The organism is Brevibacillus sp. BD137, assembly GCF_041644655.1.
Classification (GTDB): Bacteria; Bacillota; Bacilli; order Brevibacillales; family Brevibacillaceae; genus Brevibacillus; species Brevibacillus brevis_D.
Genome location: NZ_JAOTNO010000019.1, coordinates 1 through 17,261, shown reverse-complemented (window position 1 = coordinate 17,261; position 17,261 = coordinate 1). Strand labels below are relative to the sequence as shown.

The window sequence follows — 17,261 nt, the reverse complement described above, 5'->3', positions numbered from 1 at the left end:
CCGGGAGGCATTTTTCATGACACGCAAGGAATTTGAAGAGGAGCAAATACTGAATCTGCTCATCGGATTAACCAATAAAATAAGTCCCAAGTTCGAACGCTGTACCGGAATCAGCTCTACTCGTCTCGCGATCTTGCAAATCCTTTGCGAATGCAACGAAATTAATCAGTCCCAGCTACAAAAGCACATCAATATCGACAGTGCTGCCATTACACGCCACCTGAAGCAACTGGAAGCCGATGGTATGGTAACCCGGCACAAAAATCCAAATGATAACCGCGAAACCTTCGTTCGTCTATCCGAAGAAGGCCATCATCGGATTGAAGGGTACAAAAGCGAGAAACGAAATTTTATCCAGCAGATTCTGGAAGGCTTCAGCGAGGATGAAACGCTGATTTTAACTGATTTTCTCAAACGCATGCAAAACAACATTTGATTGTTCCAGAAAGGAGTCTTTTTACATGAAAAACACTGTACAAAGAACAAATGATTTTCGTGAAATCACGTTTGGTCGTCGCTCTGTCAAACTTTATGATCCTGAAATAAAAATCGGTCGCGAGGAAATGATTGAAATTTTAGCGGGAGCCACACGTGCCCCATCTTCAGTCAACATGCAGCCTTGGCGCTTTGTGGTTATCGAAAGTCAAGAAGGGAAAGAAAAGCTTGCAGAGCTGGCACGCTTCAACAAAACGCAGGTACTCACCTCTTCCGCCGTCATTGCCGTATTCGTCGACATGAATAATGCGGAATATATGGATGAGATATTTGGAAAAGCTGTCGAGCTCGGATACATGCCGCAGGACGTGAAGGACATGCAACTGAAAGCCGTAAAGCCTTACTACGCTAATATACCAGCTTCTGACCTGCGCGATGTCAATTTTATCGATGCTGGGCTCGTATCCATGCAATTGATGCTGGTTGCCCGTTCATTCGGCTATGACACGAACCCGATCGGCGGCTATGAAAAGGATCAAATAGCAGAAGCGTTGGATTTGGACAAGGATCGCTATCAACCGATCATGCTGATCAGTATCGGGAAAGCAGCCAAGGAAGGATACCCCTCTTACCGTCTCCCTGTTGAGACAGTGACAACCTGGAAATAATTCGAATTCGTTGGAAGAAAGGGAGAAAACCATGCTTATTATACATGCCCATCTGCAAGTGATACCCGCACAGGAAGAAGCCTTCCTTCAAGCCGCCAAAGCCCTGGTTGCTGCAAGCCAAGCGGAAGAAGGAAATGTGGGATACACCCTTCTGAAAAGCACAGAGCAAGAATATCACTACACCATGGTAGAAAAGTGGAAGGACGCTGCCGCGGTAGCGTCCCACAATGCAAGCGCTCATTTTCAGGCTTTTGTGAAGCAAGCTCCCTCCTTTTTTGCAGCAGCTATGGACTTGGAAGTATTCGCAGGAGAGCCTGTGAAGTTGTAATTTGTCATTCTGATGTACGAAAAAAACAGTGAGGTTGGTCCTGCGATCAGCCTTGCTGTTTATTTGTAGGGAGGAAAGACGCTGCCGCCAACAATTTATTGACAGCGCTTTCTTTATCCCTTACATTAGTAAACAATATAATATTTTGTGATGGAGATCAGGAGATTCACAATATTTCATTTGGTATGGTTTAACCTACCAATGGAATTTGTGGATCTTTTTTTCATCCAAATGGAGGAGGCAGAACATGAAAAAACTAGTTACATCCCTGGCAGCCGCTCTCGCTATTACAACAAGCTTTGGAAGCGTATCCTTTGCCGAAGCGGATAAGATTGTCATCGCCCACCGTGGAGCGAGCGCATACTTGCCGGAACATACGCTGCCCGCAAAAGCGATGGCTTACGCAATGGGAGTCGACTACATTGAACAAGACGTGGTCATGACAAAGGACAACAAACTGCTCATCATGCACGACCATTATCTGGACAGCGTAACCAATGTAGCGGAGGTCTACCCTGATCGAAAACGAAAAGACGGCAGGTACTACGTTATTGATTTCACTCTTGACGAGATCAAGAAACTGAAGACAACAGAGGTCTTCACAGTAGAAAACGGCAAGCAGGTACAAGACTATCCGGATCGCTTCCCACTCTGGAAATCCAACTTCAGTGTTCACACTCTGGAAGAAGAGATTGAACTGATCCAGGGTATGAACAAAAGCACGGGTCGTAACGTAGGGATTTATACGGAGATCAAAGCTCCCTGGTTCCACAGACACGAAGGAAAGGACATCAGCCTCGCAGTGCTGCAGGTGCTGAAAAAGTACGGCTATGTGTCCAAGAATGACAAAGCGTACATACAGACTTTCGACCCCAATGAAGCAAAACGGATTCGCACGGAACTCTATCCACAATTGAATATGAACGTGAAGCTTGTACAGCTCATGGCAGAAACCGGCTGGAACGAAACCATGAACTATGAAAACGGTAAGGCCGTTCCCTACAACTACGATTGGATGTTTGAAAAAGGGGCGATGAAAGAAATTGCGAAATACGCAGACGGCGTAGGGCCATGGAAGCCGATGATCATCAAAGAAGAGTCGACAAGAGACCACCTGATCATTACCAATCTTGTCAAAGAGGCTCATGAAGCTGACCTGGAAGTGCATCCATACACCTTCCGAGCGGATAAAGGACAAATCCCTGCCTATGCAGCAAGCTTCGAGGAGTTGCTCGATCAGTTCTACTTCACAGCAGGAGTTGACGGGTTGTTTACAGACTTCCCTGACCGTGCCGTTGATTTTTTACGAAAAGCGGAGTACCAAAGCAAAATGTCCCAGCCCCAGCGTAGCTGACACAGACCACAAAGTAACTTGAAAACATGAAAACACCTCAGTAACACAAAAACGCCTGTATCTTGTACGCTAAGGATTACCGGCTTTCCTAATTGTGGGGTTCTTTTTGGGACATAGCAAAGATACTATGGACCACTCGGGAGAAGGTCGAGCTAAACGGATCTATATAAACCAAAAGAGCTGCACGCCGAAGCCCAACTCCGGTCGTACAGCTCTTTATCCTGTTTACGCCTTACGGTAGAAAGTAAAGCGAACTCCGCACAATGTTGTCCAGCATTTCACGTTCCGCGGTTACCGTGGTCACCGTAATCCCGTGCATAACATTAACCAGGTATTGGGCCAATGCTTTCAAATCCCAGGTTCCCTTCAGCTCACCGGTCTGCACCGCACGTTCCAACAGTTGGTAAAAGGCTTCCTCGTTCTCAGCCATATTCGCTTGGACCCGCTTAAATACCTCCGGGTGGGAAGCTGCCAGTTCTAACGAGGCATTCACCATAAAGCAGCTTCTGCGGCGCGTATATTCGATGACCTCGTGAAAATAGCGCAGCAGAAGTTCTTTCGCAGGCCTTTGTTCATACAAGATAGCCGCCAGATGCTGTTTGGATTGCCGGTCGTAACGCTCCAGCGCCTGAAGGTACAAGTCCTCTTTACTTCCAAACGTCTCATAAATGCTGCTTCGGCTAAGTCCAAGCTGCTCAACCAAATCCTGCATAGAACAACCTTCGTACCCTTTATCCCAAAACACGTCGATTGCCAGATCCAATACTTTTGGAATTTCAAAACTTTTATTTCTGCTCATACCCCACCTCTTCCCAAAACAACCTTAAGCGGCTAGGAAGGTGCGTGAAAGTCCGGTTTCACTTAAGCTTCTACAAACTTCAGGATCTCGATGTTAAACTTGTCCTTCTCTTCAAACACGAGTCCATGGCCGCTTTCTTCAAACACGATGACTTTCGCATTTGGAAGCCCGTTAATCTGAGGCTCAAAAGACATTGTATCATGCTTGCCTTGGAAAATACGAACGGGCACATGAATTTGGGCCAATTCTTCCCGCGAATCTTCATAAGCAAGGCTCTTGAGAGACATTGCAAGAGCTATGGGATCAGTCTCCAGCGACATCCGATTGTACCAGTCGACAAAAGCCTGGCTCGGCTTTTGATGGAACAAAGAGCTGTTGAACCCTTCAATTAGCTGTGGACGATCCTGCTGTGCAGCTTCTACAAGAGACTCCACAACCTCAACGAGCAAGCCATAAGGATAATCCGGTCTTTGCGTGAAGAGAGGCGTAGCGGCGGAGGCTAGCACCAGCTTGGAAACGCCATAACCCTGATGTCTTGCCATATATCTCACCGCAACGGCCCCACCCATCGAGAAGCCGACCAGTGTCGCATTTTCAATCTCCAGCTGCTCAAACACCTGGCGAATGTCATCCGCAAACTGATTGTACGAATAGCCGTTGAACGGACGGTCAGATTTCCCGAAACCTCTCAAATCAATACCGATGTAACGAATTCCTTTGAATGGAAGAACGTTTCTTTGGTATTCATACATGGCTTGCCCGACAGGAAGGCCATGTATGAACACAACCGGCTTCCCTTCTCCGACATCTTCCACATACAAGGTTACGTTGCCTCCCACAGGTACATAATGTCCGGAAGCTGTCGTTAATCTTTGAGTCATAATAATGATCCTCCTATATTTTTCGATTTTATGTTCTTTGACGAATTTGGGAATGATCGTTCCGGAAAGGGTTTTTAAAAATCGAGTCCCTGAGACTCGATGGTGCTGCCTAAATCATTTCCGAAACAAGCCTGTTTGTCTCTTTCCGGAACGATCGTTCCTTTATAGCGATGATTATACTCTCTCTTACTCCCTGGAGTCAAGCGGGGGAAAGCCGCTTAAAGTCACTGTCATTGTTTGTTGGAGAATGAAACAGCGGCGACTTAAGACCTAAAAATAAAGGCTTAGACTACCGCTGTGGTTATAGTGCTTCTATTCATACCCATGAAACCCTAGGATTTGGCACCTCTGTTTGAGGGTTCTTCCAAAAGAGCCGCTACCAAGATTACGTTCTCATCCGACGATTATATCCATTAAAGTGCTTAAGCATTTGGGTGAAATCATGAAGCTCCTCATCTTTCCAGTCCGAGATTCGTTCAAAAAAAACAGACTCTTTCTCCTTAAGCGCTTCTATTAATTTTTGTTGTCCATGCTCGGTAAGAGATAGCACAATTTCACGACCATCATTTGGGGAAGCTTCTCTGCTCACATACCCCAGAGTCTGGAGCTGTTTGACAAGGCGACTGACCGAGCTTCGGTCCATCGCAGTTGATTCCGCTAAAGTGGCAGCATTAGTTGGGCCATAGGAGTACAGCCAGCGAACAATATGGAAAGCTGCAGGCTGTAAGGAGGAATCGAATTTCGCTGCGGATCTGACATTTAGGGCATGTGAAGCGCTGATGAGTGCGTTCAACTGCTCGCCCAACTCAATCTCCAGTTTCTCCCTCGATTCATTTTTGGATGGAGTATTGTTCATCCTCACTCACCTTTCTTTCGATCAAATAATCACTCAATTTTAATTGACATATATCAATCAACTCAATATGATGGACATATATCAATCAAACTATCTAACTCGCCTACTTTTATTCGAAAAAATTGTATCACATGAAGGAGAAATGATGATGCCTAAAAAAGCAACGGTTGTTATAACAGGTGCCACCAGCGGTCTTGGACAGCTTGTCTCGATTGAATTGGCAAGACGCGGTTTTGACCTTGTCTTGACTGCAAGGAGTAAAGAACGTTCTGAAGCTACTAGAAAACAGATTGAAGCAATTACATCATCAGCGAAGGTTGACTTTTTTTATGGAGATTTATCACTATTAAAGGATGTTAAACGGGTTGGCAGTGAAATAGCAGCCGCTTACCCTAAAATTGATGTGCTGTTGAACAATGCGGGAATTCATGCCTTCGAGCCCCGTATTACTCCCGAGGGGCTTCCTGAAATGATTGCTGTCAATTATTTATCGCCGTGGCTGTTGTCACATACGATAAAACCGTCTCTACAAAACGCAGGGAAGGCCAAAGTTGTCAATGTTGCCTCTGAAGCTTCACGCCGTCACGGCGTTTTAAAGCTCCCCGAAGATTTAACAGATACAACTCCCTTTACCGCTCGCGGTTCATCCGCCATTTATGGAAAAACCAAATTGTTCAATATTATGTTCACTGCTGAACTGGCAAGAAGGTGGGCAGGTACGGGAATCAGCGTAAATGCGCTAAATCCAGGATTTAATGTTACCGGACTAGGACGAGAGCTTTGGTTTGCATCCGCATTAGAACGATTGTTGAAAGCCCTTCGTCTTGGAGACCCGCGAAGAGGAGCCGATATTATTACACGATTGATTGTAGAGCCGGAATATCAAAAAATGACAGGCGGGTACTTTAATGTTGGGACCGGAAAACCAATTGAACCGGTGCATCCCGGGGGAGATGCTGTAATGCAGCACAAATTGTGGCAGGCTACAGAAGATTTGCTGGAGAAAAAGGGGTTTGTTTCTTAAAAAGCGATTTCCCCATGACAGCTTATCTCATGCAGCGCTTAGATCGCTCAATTCTCAATAAGATAAATTAGTGAGAGACCTTTCCATCACTGCTTTGGAAGGTTATTTGACATGCTTATTTTGAGTATAGCATTAATCAAAAAAGGCATTTAATGAAAAATGGTTAACGTCCTATTAGCTGGTATAGCTTAGCGAGGCTGCCGGATGATCCCCAGCAGCCTCTGATGTCTTTGCTAAGCTATCGATACCCGTTACTTCAACGATCAATTTTGAAAGGTCGACTCAGAAAGTAAGTCTGGTTCAAGCTTCCAAATATTCATTCCCTTTTTCGTCTCAACAAACGACCATTTCGAGTCCATATAACTAATTATTGAACTCAAGATTTGACGGGCATGCGGAAAATATCGGGTAACCAATTTGTGATAGTAGATATCTCATGAGATTCTTATGACGATACTGTTCCTCTACGGCAAACTGATAAAGAGAGATTGTGCCGTTTTTCTTTAGGTAGATTCTTGCTGCTGCGATAATGATATCTTCTATATTCATAACAACAACAGATCGTCTTTTTACGGCCGCTCGAAGTCCTAATGGGCAAAGAAACTACGCACTATTTCCGATGTAAGATAACATGTATTTTCCCCTCTTTCTAAAAATAATCGTTTTCATATTATAGACTTCGGCGAACCTCTTTTTCTAACAACTCCTATTTGATCTGTTGTTGAAATCTAAAAAAAGAGGTGATTATCAAATGAAATATAATTTTAGATATGAACACACTGGATTTATACCGCCAACGTCTTCCATCCTACTAATCTGCCCGTTAGCGCAGATCGGCTGCCGATCTATACCGGCAGCCGCGTTTTCGTTATTTATTAAGCTATCGTTCCCGTTAATGCAGCCAATGCTTTTATTTCTTTTTGATAGGCATCCATATTTCGCTTTTAAAATTTGGCGATGTGATATCTTTGTGCTCATTCCAAAGAATTTCAGGCCCTTTACTTAGCTCATATCCCGATGACGGAAACCATTCCGAATATATTCGCCCCCAGATCTCTTGTAGCGCACTCGGAAAAGAGCCGACGACTGTGAATACAGCCCACGTAGAGGCCGTCACTTCCAGCTGATCTAAACCATTCCATGCGTCTTTCGTAGTGGCAACGCCAATATAATGATCGAACTCTCCCTTTTCCTCCATACGCCCTTCAGAGAAATTTGTAGAGGCGCTTATAAACCCTGAAGGCTCAACATCAGAAAATCTCTTCATCTCATCAATCATTTCCGGCGTCAACCCTTCATACATCGATGCAATCTCCGGATTGACCCCTTGGAAAATGATTGGTACCCGTTTTTTTATCCCCACGATGTGAAAAGATTCTTTGTTTTCAATACGGTAAATCATTTCATTTCCTCCTTTGATAGTCATCTGAAACACCATCCGAGGGAAAGCCTTAAGGGAATGTCCATGGACCCGAGCTTCCGAAGGGCTAACCCCATGCATGCTATGGAAAGCCCTAGAAAAGGAATCAGGCGAATTATATCCATATTTCAGAGCGGCATCGATAATTTTGATATCACTTTGTGAAAGCTCGAGTGCTGCCAAAGTTAGACGTCGACGACGGATGTATTCCGACAGAGTAATGCCTGCTAGAAATGAGAACATGCGAGTAAAATGGTATTCCGAACAGCAGGCTATTTTCACAACCTCCTGATAATCAACAGGATTTGTCAGGTTCTCCTCAATATAGTTTAAAGCTTTGTTCAGTTGTGCCAGCATATTCATGACGTAGCCTCCCCTCGTTAATCAAAGGATAGCAGAGATGGTTTTTACCTTCCCGACTTTTTCTGCACGATTTTGTAGGGTTTTTCATGTTTCGATGAACAGAGACTCGATATGAGGGATTACCATTCTTTTTTCAGCTATTCTGCCCGTAGCTTAATGCCTCATCGTCAGTCTAAAACATTGAGTACTAACAATTATTTAGAAAGCTCAAAAAAACCTGTTATGACAACACATTTGTCATAACAGGTTTCAGATGTCATTTGTCACTTTTACTTATAATCAGGTGATAAACTTAAATATAAGAAGTGACAATATAAATTATTAACTGAACTTATATTTTTGCTGCCAACTTTATTTCGTTTAAAACATAACTTTATTGTTAGAAGTTATCTTGGAGCAAAAGTTTATTGCTTAGAACAATACTTTATTGTAATGAATCAACTCGACTTATTAACCCTTCAACCCTTACTCAACCGTCACACTCTTCGCCAAGTTCCGTGGTTTATCCACATCGAGGCCGCGAGCGACAGAAGCGTAGTAAGCAAGCAATTGCAATGGAATGACGGTCAGAATCGGTGTGAGCATTGGCAGAGTGGCTGGCATGTAAATGACCTCATCCACACTCTTCGCCAGGTCGTGGTTGCCTTCAGTCGCAAAGCCCAGTACATGAGCGCCGCGAGCTTTTACTTCCACGATGTTGCTTACCGTTTTTTCGTAGATGTCTGGTTGCGTAGCCAAAGCTACAACTGGAACATTATCTTCAATCAGCGCAAGAGTACCGTGCTTTAGCTCACCAGCTGGATACGCCTCGGAGTGAATGTAGGAGATTTCTTTCAGCTTCAGAGAGCCTTCCAACGATACCGCATAGTCGAGGCTGCGGCCGATGAAGAACAGGCTGCTTACCTCTTTCGTGCCCTCTGCAAAGCGACGAATTTGATCATCGTCATTCAGCATGGAAGCGATTTTGCCAGGGATCTCGCTCAGGTGCTCAACCACTTCAGCAACCTCAGCAGCCGCCATGGTGCCTTTTACTTGAGCCAAATACAGGCTGAACAAGTACAGGGCAACGACTTGAGAGGTGTATGCTTTCGTAGATGCTACCGCTACCTCTGGACCAGCCCACGTAAAGATCACTTCGTCAGCTTCACGAGCTACGGAGCTGCCTACCACGTTGGTGATAGCCAACACCTTCACGTTGCTCTTTTTCGCCTCACGCAGAGCAGCCAGTGTGTCTGCTGTCTCACCGGATTGGCTGATGACGATCATCAGTGTCTTGTCTGTGTAGATTGGATCACGGTAACGGAACTCGGAAGCGACTGCTACCTCTACAGGTACGCGTGTCCATTTTTCGATAACATCCTTACCGACGAGACCCGCGTGCATGGAAGTACCGCATGCCACGATGTAGATGCGATCGTATGTCGCCAGTTCCGCATCGCTCATTTTCAGCTCAGGCAAAATCACTCGCTTGTTGTCCTCGTCAATGCGGGCACCCATGGTATCGCGAACAGCTTGAGGCTGCTCGTGCATTTCCTTGAGCATGAAGGAATCATATCCGCCTTTTTCCGCTTGTACCAGATCCCACTCGACATGGAACAGTTCCCGCTCGATTTTCTCGCCGGTCTCTGCGTTCATCAGTTCCACACCATCGCGAGTCAACACAGCCATTTCGCCTTCGTTCAAAATGTACACGTCACGTGTATGCTCCAAAATAGCTGGGATATCCGAGCCGATAAAGCTCTCGCCTTGACCCACACCAACTACCAACGGGCTAGCCAAACGAATCGCTACCAGCTTATCTGGCTCGTGCTCCGTCATGATTCCCAATGCATAGGCACCACGCATACGTTGTACAGCACGACGCGCTGTAGAAACGATATCGCCATCGTACATGTCAGCGAGCAAGTGAGCGATAACCTCGGTATCTGTCTCAGAGGTAAACTTGTAGCCTTTTGCCAGCAGCTCTTCTTTCAATGGCAGGAAGTTTTCGATAATCCCGTTGTGAACGACTGCAAAAGCCGCTTTCTCGTCTGTATGTGGGTGGGAGTTCTCGTCAGACGGTTTTCCGTGTGTCGCCCAACGTGTATGCCCGATCCCCATAGAACCAGTCAATGGCTTCGACTCCAAACGACTTTCCAGAACAGCCAGACGGCCTTGCGCTTTTGAGTAATCCAAGCCGTTTTCATTCACGACAGCAACCCCTGCTGAATCATAGCCGCGATACTCCAGCTTGCGAAGTCCTCCGATAACGATGTCTTGCGCTTGTTTATTTCCAATATATCCAACGATTCCGCACATAAGTGTATGGTCCCCTTCCAATTTGGCGAGGGACTTCCACCCGAACAATGGTACGGGGGTGAGTCCCCCGCCATTCCATGTTTTTTCTATGATCATACTGTTTCATCTATTTCGGCAATGGCAAAAAACGTATCACACACAAGGTTTTGTCCATCAGATCACCCTGATGTTTTGTCCCTGTGCTCTGCGGCAGTGATACTGCTGCCGGGAGGTATCCGCCGAATCCTTCGATAAACCTCCACCTCGTCCACTGGGCTCCATGTCGGGCAGCCTCAGTGCTGGCGCTTTCCAATGGTATGCATTTGGTTTACGTACTTGTTCTTTTTTGCACAACCCCTCCCAAGTTTTTCTTTCTTGGTGCTAGCGCACATGAACACTGTACCACAGATTGTGAAGAGCGACAACATTTCGTCGTCGTATTTTAGTTGTATGCAAAAGGGAGCGGTATCGAAACCGCTCCCTGCAACTTTTTACACTACTTTTTACACTACTTTTACACTAATTGCTGTTTGACCACGTCAACGATCCGATTCACGAGCCCTTCCAATTGTGCAGCATCTGGACCTTCTGCCATGACACGTACGATTGGCTCTGTTCCGGACGGACGAACCAGAACGCGACCGTTGCCAGCCAAATCTTCTTCTACTTCACGAATCGCCTGCGCAATAGCTTCATTACCATTCAGCTTTGACTTGTCCTCTACACGAACATTGATCAAAAGCTGCGGATACTTGACCATCACTTGTTTGAGCTCGGACAACGGCTTGCCAGACTCCTTGATGATGTTCAAGAGCTGCAGACCCGTTAACAAACCGTCTCCTGTCGTATTGTAGTCCAGGAAGACGATATGACCGGACTGTTCGCCACCGAGATTATAGCCGCCGCGCAGCATCTCTTCTACTACATAACGATCCCCAACAGCAGTCTTCGTCGTATTGATGGAGCACTCTTCCATCCCTTTGAAGAAGCCCATGTTGGCCATTACGGTCGTGACAACTGTATTGTTGTTGAGCTTTCCTTTAGCCTTGAGCGCTCGGGCACAGATCGCCATAATATAGTCGCCGTCGATGATTTCACCATTATCATCTACTGCAATGCAGCGATCCGCGTCCCCATCAAAGGATAGACCCAAGTCAGCTTTATGCTTCAAAACTTCTTCTACTAAGCGTTCAGGATGCGTTGAACCGCACTGGTCATTGATGTTGATTCCATTCGGATTCGCACCAATCGTGATGACTTCAGCGTCCACATCCGCAAACAGACGAGCTGCCAATGATGAGACAGCACCATTTGCACAGTCCAGAACTACCTTCAGACCGTCAAATCGCTCGGATACGGTGCTCTTCAAGTGAGAGAGGTACTTTTGTCCACCCTCCAGGAATTCCAGAACCGTCCCGATTTGTTCGCCTGTTGGTCGAGGCATCGTATCCTCTGCCGCGTCCAAATACTGTTCTACTTCAGCTTCCACTTCGTCGGACAGTTTAAAACCGTTGCTGCCGAAGAACTTGATTCCGTTATCCGGAAACGGATTGTGAGAGGCGGAGATCATAACTCCAGCATCTGCACCAAGTGCACGTGTGAGATACGCTACCCCCGAGGTGGAGATAACACCCAATCTGACCACTTCTGCTCCAACCGATAACAGTCCAGCCAAAAGCGCGTTTTCCAGCATTTGACCGGAAATGCGCGTATCGCGCCCAATCACCACTTTTGGTTTCCCTTCCTGCTTGTGTCTGGTGAGAACGTAACCGCCAACGCGTCCGATTTTAAATGCCAGTTCGGGTGTCAGTTGTGTATTTGCTACACCGCGTACACCGTCTGTTCCGAAATACTTCCCCATGATTGTCCCTCATTTCCTTCCTTGTGCACACAACAGCTTATGTCTACCTTTGCTTGTTCGTGATTTGAATTGTGACCTTTTTCGGTGCGCCCGCAGAAGTCTTGATATACTCCGACTGATTGAAAATATAATTCAATGGTACTTCGTACACACCAGCCGGCATATTGCTGACATCTGCTACGACCTGCAAGTCTTCATGCCTCAACTGATTCAGCACTACTGGAGCGCCGATTACGTCGAAGTCGATTGTAGACATCTCCTGGCCATCGGTGGATAGTACCTTTGCTTCCATGCTTTCTGATAGCCCGCTAATGCGAATCGGAATCTTATCCAAACGCTTAGTCGTTGATGGAACGACTTTCAGCGATACGGTCAAATACTCCGGCTCTACCTTCACAATATTATCCATTAACGGTATCTTTAGCTCTATATCGCGATCTGATGTAATGTTGCTGAGATCGATTTCCGGCCCTGGATAAGTGTTGGATTTGATGCCATCAATGACTTCCTTCGGTCCATAGACTGTGACCTCTTCCACATTCATACCCATACTAGCCAAACTATAGCCATTCGGCAATTCATTCGTCAAGTTTAATTTGATTGGCACTTTGGCAAACGGACTCGTTACGGGAATGTTCACTTCTACCGTAAGTGGCACTACATCGGCACCTTGAATCACGTTGCCAGACTTGTCCACGACTTTGAGCGGAACCGTTGTTTTGATTGCGGAAGTAGCCCCTTCCAGGTCAACCGATGCCTTAACTGCTGCTACCTTATTCACTTGGCTTTCAGGTACCCTTACAAGTGCTCTAAACGGCTTTACAATAGGTTCTCCAGCCGTGTAACCAGGGGCGACCTGTCCCAATTTCTCCACAGAAACTTCACGCTCAACGGTCTTTTTCTCTTCCAAGGTAATTTCCACGATATTCGGGATGATCCCTACCTTGACTTCATCCGGGAATCCCTTGTACTGGACAGGTACACGATGTGTTCCTTTGCCCAGGCTCGTCGCATCGACATACACTTCCCACGATTCCTCTGGGAAGAAATTGTGTCGATAAAAAGGATTATTACTTTCCAGGGCGACCTTTACCGTTCGTTGCTGCTTGACCACCTGATAACGATCGGTATCGTATTTCACATGCAAATTGACACTGTCAATAAAAGTTGGCTGACTTGCCTCAGGAGTCGTCGTTTGTTCGGCTTCCAAATTGACAATCATCCACGTCATGATAGCCAAAAGCAACGCAACAGCACGTGCAAACCAGTGACTGTTTAACCATTTATCCATGTTTTCGCCTCCATTGCCAACGACTTCCCATGGATTTGCCTTTGGACAGAGGCTGAAGCTGTTCTGTCAGCATCTCTGCCAGTTGCGCCTCCGTCAGATTGCGATTCATTGCTCCATGCGCGGCAAAGGACACCTGTCCAGTCTCTTCAGATACGATGATCGCAATACCATCGGAAACCTCACTTAGCCCTATTGCCGCTCGATGGCGCGTCCCCAACTCTTTGGAGATGGAATTGTTTTCAGACAGTGGAAGATAACAGGCAGCAGCCATAATCATGTCTTTTCGCATAATGACTGCACCGTCATGCAGCGGTGTATTCGGAATGAAAATATTAATCAGCAGCTCCGAGCTGACTCGCCCGTTAATGCCAATACCCGTTTCCACGTAGTCATTCAGACCCGTCTCTCTCTCAATGACGATCAATGCACCAATGCGACGCTTGGCCATGTACGTAACCGATTTGCCCACCTCTTGAACCAAGCGGCTAACTACCTCTTCATCCTGCGTACTGCTTGAACGGGAAAAAAGCTTGCCTCGACCAAGCTGCTCCAGTGCTCGACGCAATTCCGGCTGGAAGATGATGACGACGGCCAAAACCCCGAATGTAAATGCTTGATTCATCAGCGCGTGTAGCGCCGTGAGCTGGAAGTATTTGCTGAGGAACCATGTGATGACGATGACCATAATCCCCTTCAGCAATTGTACAGCGCGCGTCCCGCGAATAAGCATAATGATTTTATAGAACACGTATGTAACGAGTAAAATATCCGTTGCATACCGTAGCAAATCCCCATAATCCATGGATATCGATATCATAACGAAGCCCCCATATCTCGCTCCATCTAATGAAGTCAGTCTATCTCCTGCGGAAAAAGCACGGCTCCACTGCCGTGCTCTGATAGCTGTACTCTCTATTTTCTCTTATGGCAAGATCGGAAGCAAGTCATTTCCAATATTTTTCACCTCATACCAGATCCAATCTACGATCGCTTCGATCGATTCGGTATTTCCCACGACTTGGGCGGTAGATGCCACGAACACTTTTCCTTCAATAGCCACAACATTTCCTGATACATGGCCTTGAACATCTACGTTTCCGTTGCGTACAACCAAGTCTCCATCAATATTGGTTCCTGCTGGTACAACTACGACATTGCGTTCACGATCTATTTTTAATTTATCCAAATTAGCAGAGGATACCTGTAGAGTGTCATCCTGATCAAACCAACTGTTGAGTACGCTGCCGGTCATCAAAAAGAGAAATACCGCTGCAGCTGTCAAAAACGGATGATTACGAAGCCATCCTGATAACAGATTCGCTTTCGTCGGCGCAGGCAATTGCGCAAGTACACGAGCTGTAAAATCAGAAGAGACATGAATATGTGAAGCGCTTTGAACAAAAGCGATGGCTCTCTGCAACTCATGCATATGCTGACGACAACTCACACAAGTCTTTATGTGTGCTTGCAATTGCAGATTGGCTAATTCATCAGTGTCCCCATCTAGATATTCATGGATGAGGCAAATCATATCCCGGCATTCCATCGTGATTTTCTCCTTTCTCACATCAATCGCAACTTGCTGCGTAATGCTTCCCTTCCTCGGTGAATACGCGTCTTGATTGTCGTTATGGGAAGCTTTACGATATCGCTGATCTCCTGCAACGACAAATCCTCGATATAACGCAAGATCATAATCGAGCGATATTTGGGCTGTAAGTGAGACAAAGCATCTTGCACAGTCTCTTGCAGCTCCTGCGTTACGACTTTGTCCTCCGGTGTTCGCTCGTTAGAAGACAGGCGTGAATACCAGTCCAGGCCTTGCCCTGGTTCGGTTTCTTCATCCAATGAAAAGTCAGGTCGTTTTTTCCGGCCACGGTCGATACATAGATTGGTCGCGATCCTGTAGATCCACGTGGAGAACTTATAGCTGTCATCGTATGAATGCAGATTGGCATAGACACGCAAAAATGTTTCTTGCGCGATGTCCTCTGCATCCTGACGGTTTCCCACCATACGATATGCGAGCTGAAATATTTTATCTTTATAAATCTCGATTAACTCCGCAAAAGCTTCACGGTCTCCGCGTTTAGCCCGCTGAGTCAACCGTTTCTCTACAAAATCCATGCGATCCTCCCCACAATACCGTAATCCTATATACGGATGATACTGCATATGGTTTCATTTTTAATCTTGTGTTTGTGCGGATATTTTGTTGGGAAATAGAGGAATAAGCGTATTGCTTTCTTCTATATATAAGTAATGATAGCTCATTTATCTCACGGGTGGAAAGGAGAGTGCAACGATTGTCAAAAAAAGACGTTCTCCTCGAGATTGAAATGCTGCGAAAAGAACTCAACGATCAGTACAAAAAACAAGCCTGCATTACTCCAGAATTAGTTACACTAAGTGTACAACTGGATCAGCTATTAAATAAACTTCGTCTCCATCCTTAGAATGTACAGCTTTCCCTCATCAAAGTAAAGATGCGGTAAAACAAAAAAAGAGGGCTAAAAGCCTCTCTTTTTTCATGATCTTCTTCATTTATTTTATAGTAATTTATCACCAAAAACGGAACTCATCAAAGCGACTGCAACGCGAGCTGTCATGTTTTCTCGGTCAAGAATCGGGTTGACCTCTACGAATTCTGCCGAGCAAAGAATTTCTGCATCTGCCAGCATTTCCAATGAGACATGCCCTTCACGATAGGAGATACCACCTATTACTGGCGTCCCTACTCCCGGAGCATCGTGTGGATCAAGTCCATCCAAGTCGAGGCTCAAATGCACGCCATCTGTGTTTTTGGACACATGCGCGATTGCTTCATCCATGACTCGAGCCATACCCAACTTATCAATTTCATGCATGGTGAAAACCTTCATCCCGATACGCTTGATCAATTCACGCTCACCTTGATCCAGATCACGCGCTCCGATGATGACCACGTTTTCTGCCTTTACCTTTGGTGTATATCCCCCAATGTTCGTCAGACGCTCGTGCCCATACCCCAAGCTCGCTGCCAAGGGCATACCGTGAATATTTCCCGATGGAGAAGTGGCACCTGTATTCAAATCACCATGAGCGTCAAACCAAATGACACCTAGATTTTTTACGTGCTTAGCCACACCCGCAATGGTTCCAAGGGCAATACTGTGATCTCCACCCAATACGAGCGGAAATCGACCAGCAGTCATGATATCGCTTACAACATTTGCAAGCTTTTCATTGGCTTCCACGACTTCATCCAGGTATTTATGGTTTTCAGTCTCGGTGAAATGATGAGGGCGCGTTACAAAAATATCACCGCGGTCTTCAATATTGAAGCCCATCTTTTCCAGGCGTGCTACAACACCTGCATAACGGATTGCGCTAGGTCCCATATCAACTCCGCGGCGGTCTGCACCTAGATCCATCGGTACACCAACAATGCTCATGTTTTTGTTCATAAAAGTGCCACCCTTTCCTTCGTTCATTTCATTCTCTACCTCTATATTGTAGCCCCGGAAAGCAAAATGACTCAACTCGACATGATTTTGCATAAATAACCTGTCGGACAAGCTTTGTCAAAAACACAAAAAAAAACGAGTAACCATTTCGGTTTCTCGTTTCTCGTAAACATATGGAGCGGGTGATGGGAATCGAACCCACGCGACCAGCTTGGAAGGCTGGAGTTCTACCATTGAACTACACCCGCATATAAAAAA

17 protein-coding genes and 1 tRNA gene are annotated in these 17,261 nt (G+C 46.0%); 6 read left to right on the top strand and 12 right to left on the bottom strand.

The window, feature by feature from the left end; translation table 11 throughout:
* Window positions 1-16 precede the first annotated feature (16 nt).
* The 4 genes from ODZ53_RS26940 to glpQ all read left to right on the top strand — a co-directional run bounded on the left by ODZ53_RS26940 (window position 17) and on the right by glpQ (window position 2,785).
* Window positions 17-436 (top strand): MarR family winged helix-turn-helix transcriptional regulator, encoded by a 420-nt coding sequence (locus tag ODZ53_RS26940; protein ID WP_372681287.1) that lies wholly within the window; start codon window positions 17-19, stop codon window positions 434-436.
* A gap of 25 nt (window positions 437-461) precedes the next feature.
* Window positions 462-1,103, top strand: coding sequence for a nitroreductase family protein (locus ODZ53_RS26935; protein WP_372681285.1), 642 nt, complete (start codon window positions 462-464; stop codon window positions 1,101-1,103).
* A gap of 31 nt (window positions 1,104-1,134) precedes the next feature.
* Window positions 1,135-1,431, top strand: coding sequence for a putative quinol monooxygenase (locus ODZ53_RS26930; RefSeq protein WP_372681283.1), 297 nt, complete (start codon window positions 1,135-1,137; stop codon window positions 1,429-1,431).
* Window positions 1,432-1,678: 247 nt separating this feature from the next.
* Complete coding sequence (glpQ, locus tag ODZ53_RS26925) at window positions 1,679-2,785, top strand: glycerophosphodiester phosphodiesterase (protein ID WP_372681281.1); 1,107 nt, start codon at window positions 1,679-1,681, stop codon at window positions 2,783-2,785.
* A gap of 232 nt (window positions 2,786-3,017) precedes the next feature.
* Here the strand turns inward: glpQ and ODZ53_RS26920 are convergent, their stop codons facing one another.
* From ODZ53_RS26920 to ODZ53_RS26910, 3 genes are all read right to left on the bottom strand, one after another.
* Window positions 3,018-3,584: a TetR/AcrR family transcriptional regulator gene (locus tag ODZ53_RS26920; RefSeq protein ID WP_142498823.1), complete on the bottom strand. Its 567-nt coding sequence runs from the start codon at window positions 3,582-3,584 to the stop codon at window positions 3,018-3,020.
* Between the two features lie 62 nt (window positions 3,585-3,646).
* Complete coding sequence (locus tag ODZ53_RS26915; RefSeq protein ID WP_372681279.1) at window positions 3,647-4,465, bottom strand: alpha/beta fold hydrolase; 819 nt, start codon at window positions 4,463-4,465, stop codon at window positions 3,647-3,649.
* A gap of 385 nt (window positions 4,466-4,850) precedes the next feature.
* Entirely contained in the window at window positions 4,851-5,321 is a 471-nt protein-coding gene (locus ODZ53_RS26910; protein WP_372681277.1) for a MarR family winged helix-turn-helix transcriptional regulator, read from the bottom strand.
* 148 nt (window positions 5,322-5,469) lie between these two features.
* Here ODZ53_RS26910 and ODZ53_RS26905 point away from each other — a divergent pair, with 148 nt between their 5' ends.
* A complete protein-coding gene (locus ODZ53_RS26905) occupies window positions 5,470-6,345 on the top strand; it encodes an SDR family NAD(P)-dependent oxidoreductase (protein ID WP_372681275.1) in 876 nt (291 codons plus the stop codon).
* A 910-nt stretch (window positions 6,346-7,255) separates the two neighbouring features.
* On the opposite strand, the gene ODZ53_RS26900 is transcribed toward ODZ53_RS26905, so the two are convergent.
* The 7 genes from ODZ53_RS26900 to sigW form a co-directional block, all read right to left on the bottom strand.
* The gene (locus ODZ53_RS26900; protein ID WP_372681273.1) at window positions 7,256-8,128 is read right to left on the bottom strand and encodes an AraC family transcriptional regulator; all 873 of its coding nucleotides are present in this window, start codon (window positions 8,126-8,128) and stop codon (window positions 7,256-7,258) included.
* 465 nt (window positions 8,129-8,593) lie between these two features.
* Window positions 8,594-10,426 carry a glutamine--fructose-6-phosphate transaminase (isomerizing) gene (gene glmS, locus ODZ53_RS26895; RefSeq protein ID WP_064203426.1) on the bottom strand — a complete coding sequence of 611 codons (1,833 nt, stop codon included), beginning with the start codon at window positions 10,424-10,426 and terminating at the stop codon, window positions 8,594-8,596.
* Window positions 10,427-10,919: 493 nt separating this feature from the next.
* Window positions 10,920-12,266 (bottom strand): phosphoglucosamine mutase, encoded by a 1,347-nt coding sequence (gene glmM, locus ODZ53_RS26890; RefSeq protein WP_173627630.1) that lies wholly within the window; start codon window positions 12,264-12,266, stop codon window positions 10,920-10,922.
* Window positions 12,267-12,309: 43 nt separating this feature from the next.
* Entirely contained in the window at window positions 12,310-13,557 is a 1,248-nt protein-coding gene (locus ODZ53_RS26885) for a CdaR family protein (protein ID WP_087349885.1), read from the bottom strand.
* Window positions 13,550-14,374 carry a diadenylate cyclase CdaA gene (cdaA, locus tag ODZ53_RS26880; RefSeq protein ID WP_016742679.1) on the bottom strand — a complete coding sequence of 275 codons (825 nt, stop codon included), beginning with the start codon at window positions 14,372-14,374 and terminating at the stop codon, window positions 13,550-13,552. The genes ODZ53_RS26885 and cdaA overlap by 8 nt, the downstream gene beginning before the upstream one ends.
* 105 nt (window positions 14,375-14,479) lie before the next feature.
* Complete coding sequence (locus ODZ53_RS26875) at window positions 14,480-15,103, bottom strand: zf-HC2 domain-containing protein (protein ID WP_016742678.1); 624 nt, start codon at window positions 15,101-15,103, stop codon at window positions 14,480-14,482.
* 17 nt (window positions 15,104-15,120) lie between these two features.
* Window positions 15,121-15,684: an RNA polymerase sigma factor SigW gene (gene sigW, locus ODZ53_RS26870; RefSeq protein WP_016742677.1), complete on the bottom strand. Its 564-nt coding sequence runs from the start codon at window positions 15,682-15,684 to the stop codon at window positions 15,121-15,123.
* 170 nt (window positions 15,685-15,854) lie between these two features.
* On the opposite strand from sigW, the gene ODZ53_RS26865 reads away from it, so the two are divergent.
* The gene (locus ODZ53_RS26865; RefSeq protein WP_007725277.1) at window positions 15,855-16,013 is read left to right on the top strand and encodes an aspartyl-phosphate phosphatase Spo0E family protein; all 159 of its coding nucleotides are present in this window, start codon (window positions 15,855-15,857) and stop codon (window positions 16,011-16,013) included.
* Window positions 16,014-16,106: 93 nt separating this feature from the next.
* Here ODZ53_RS26865 and rocF read toward each other — a convergent pair whose 3' ends face one another.
* Window positions 16,107-17,003 carry an arginase gene (gene rocF / locus ODZ53_RS26860; RefSeq protein ID WP_064203430.1) on the bottom strand — a complete coding sequence of 299 codons (897 nt, stop codon included), beginning with the start codon at window positions 17,001-17,003 and terminating at the stop codon, window positions 16,107-16,109.
* Between the two features lie 174 nt (window positions 17,004-17,177).
* A tRNA-Gly gene (locus ODZ53_RS26855) sits at window positions 17,178-17,251 on the bottom strand.
* Between the last annotated feature and the right edge of the window lie 10 nt (window positions 17,252-17,261).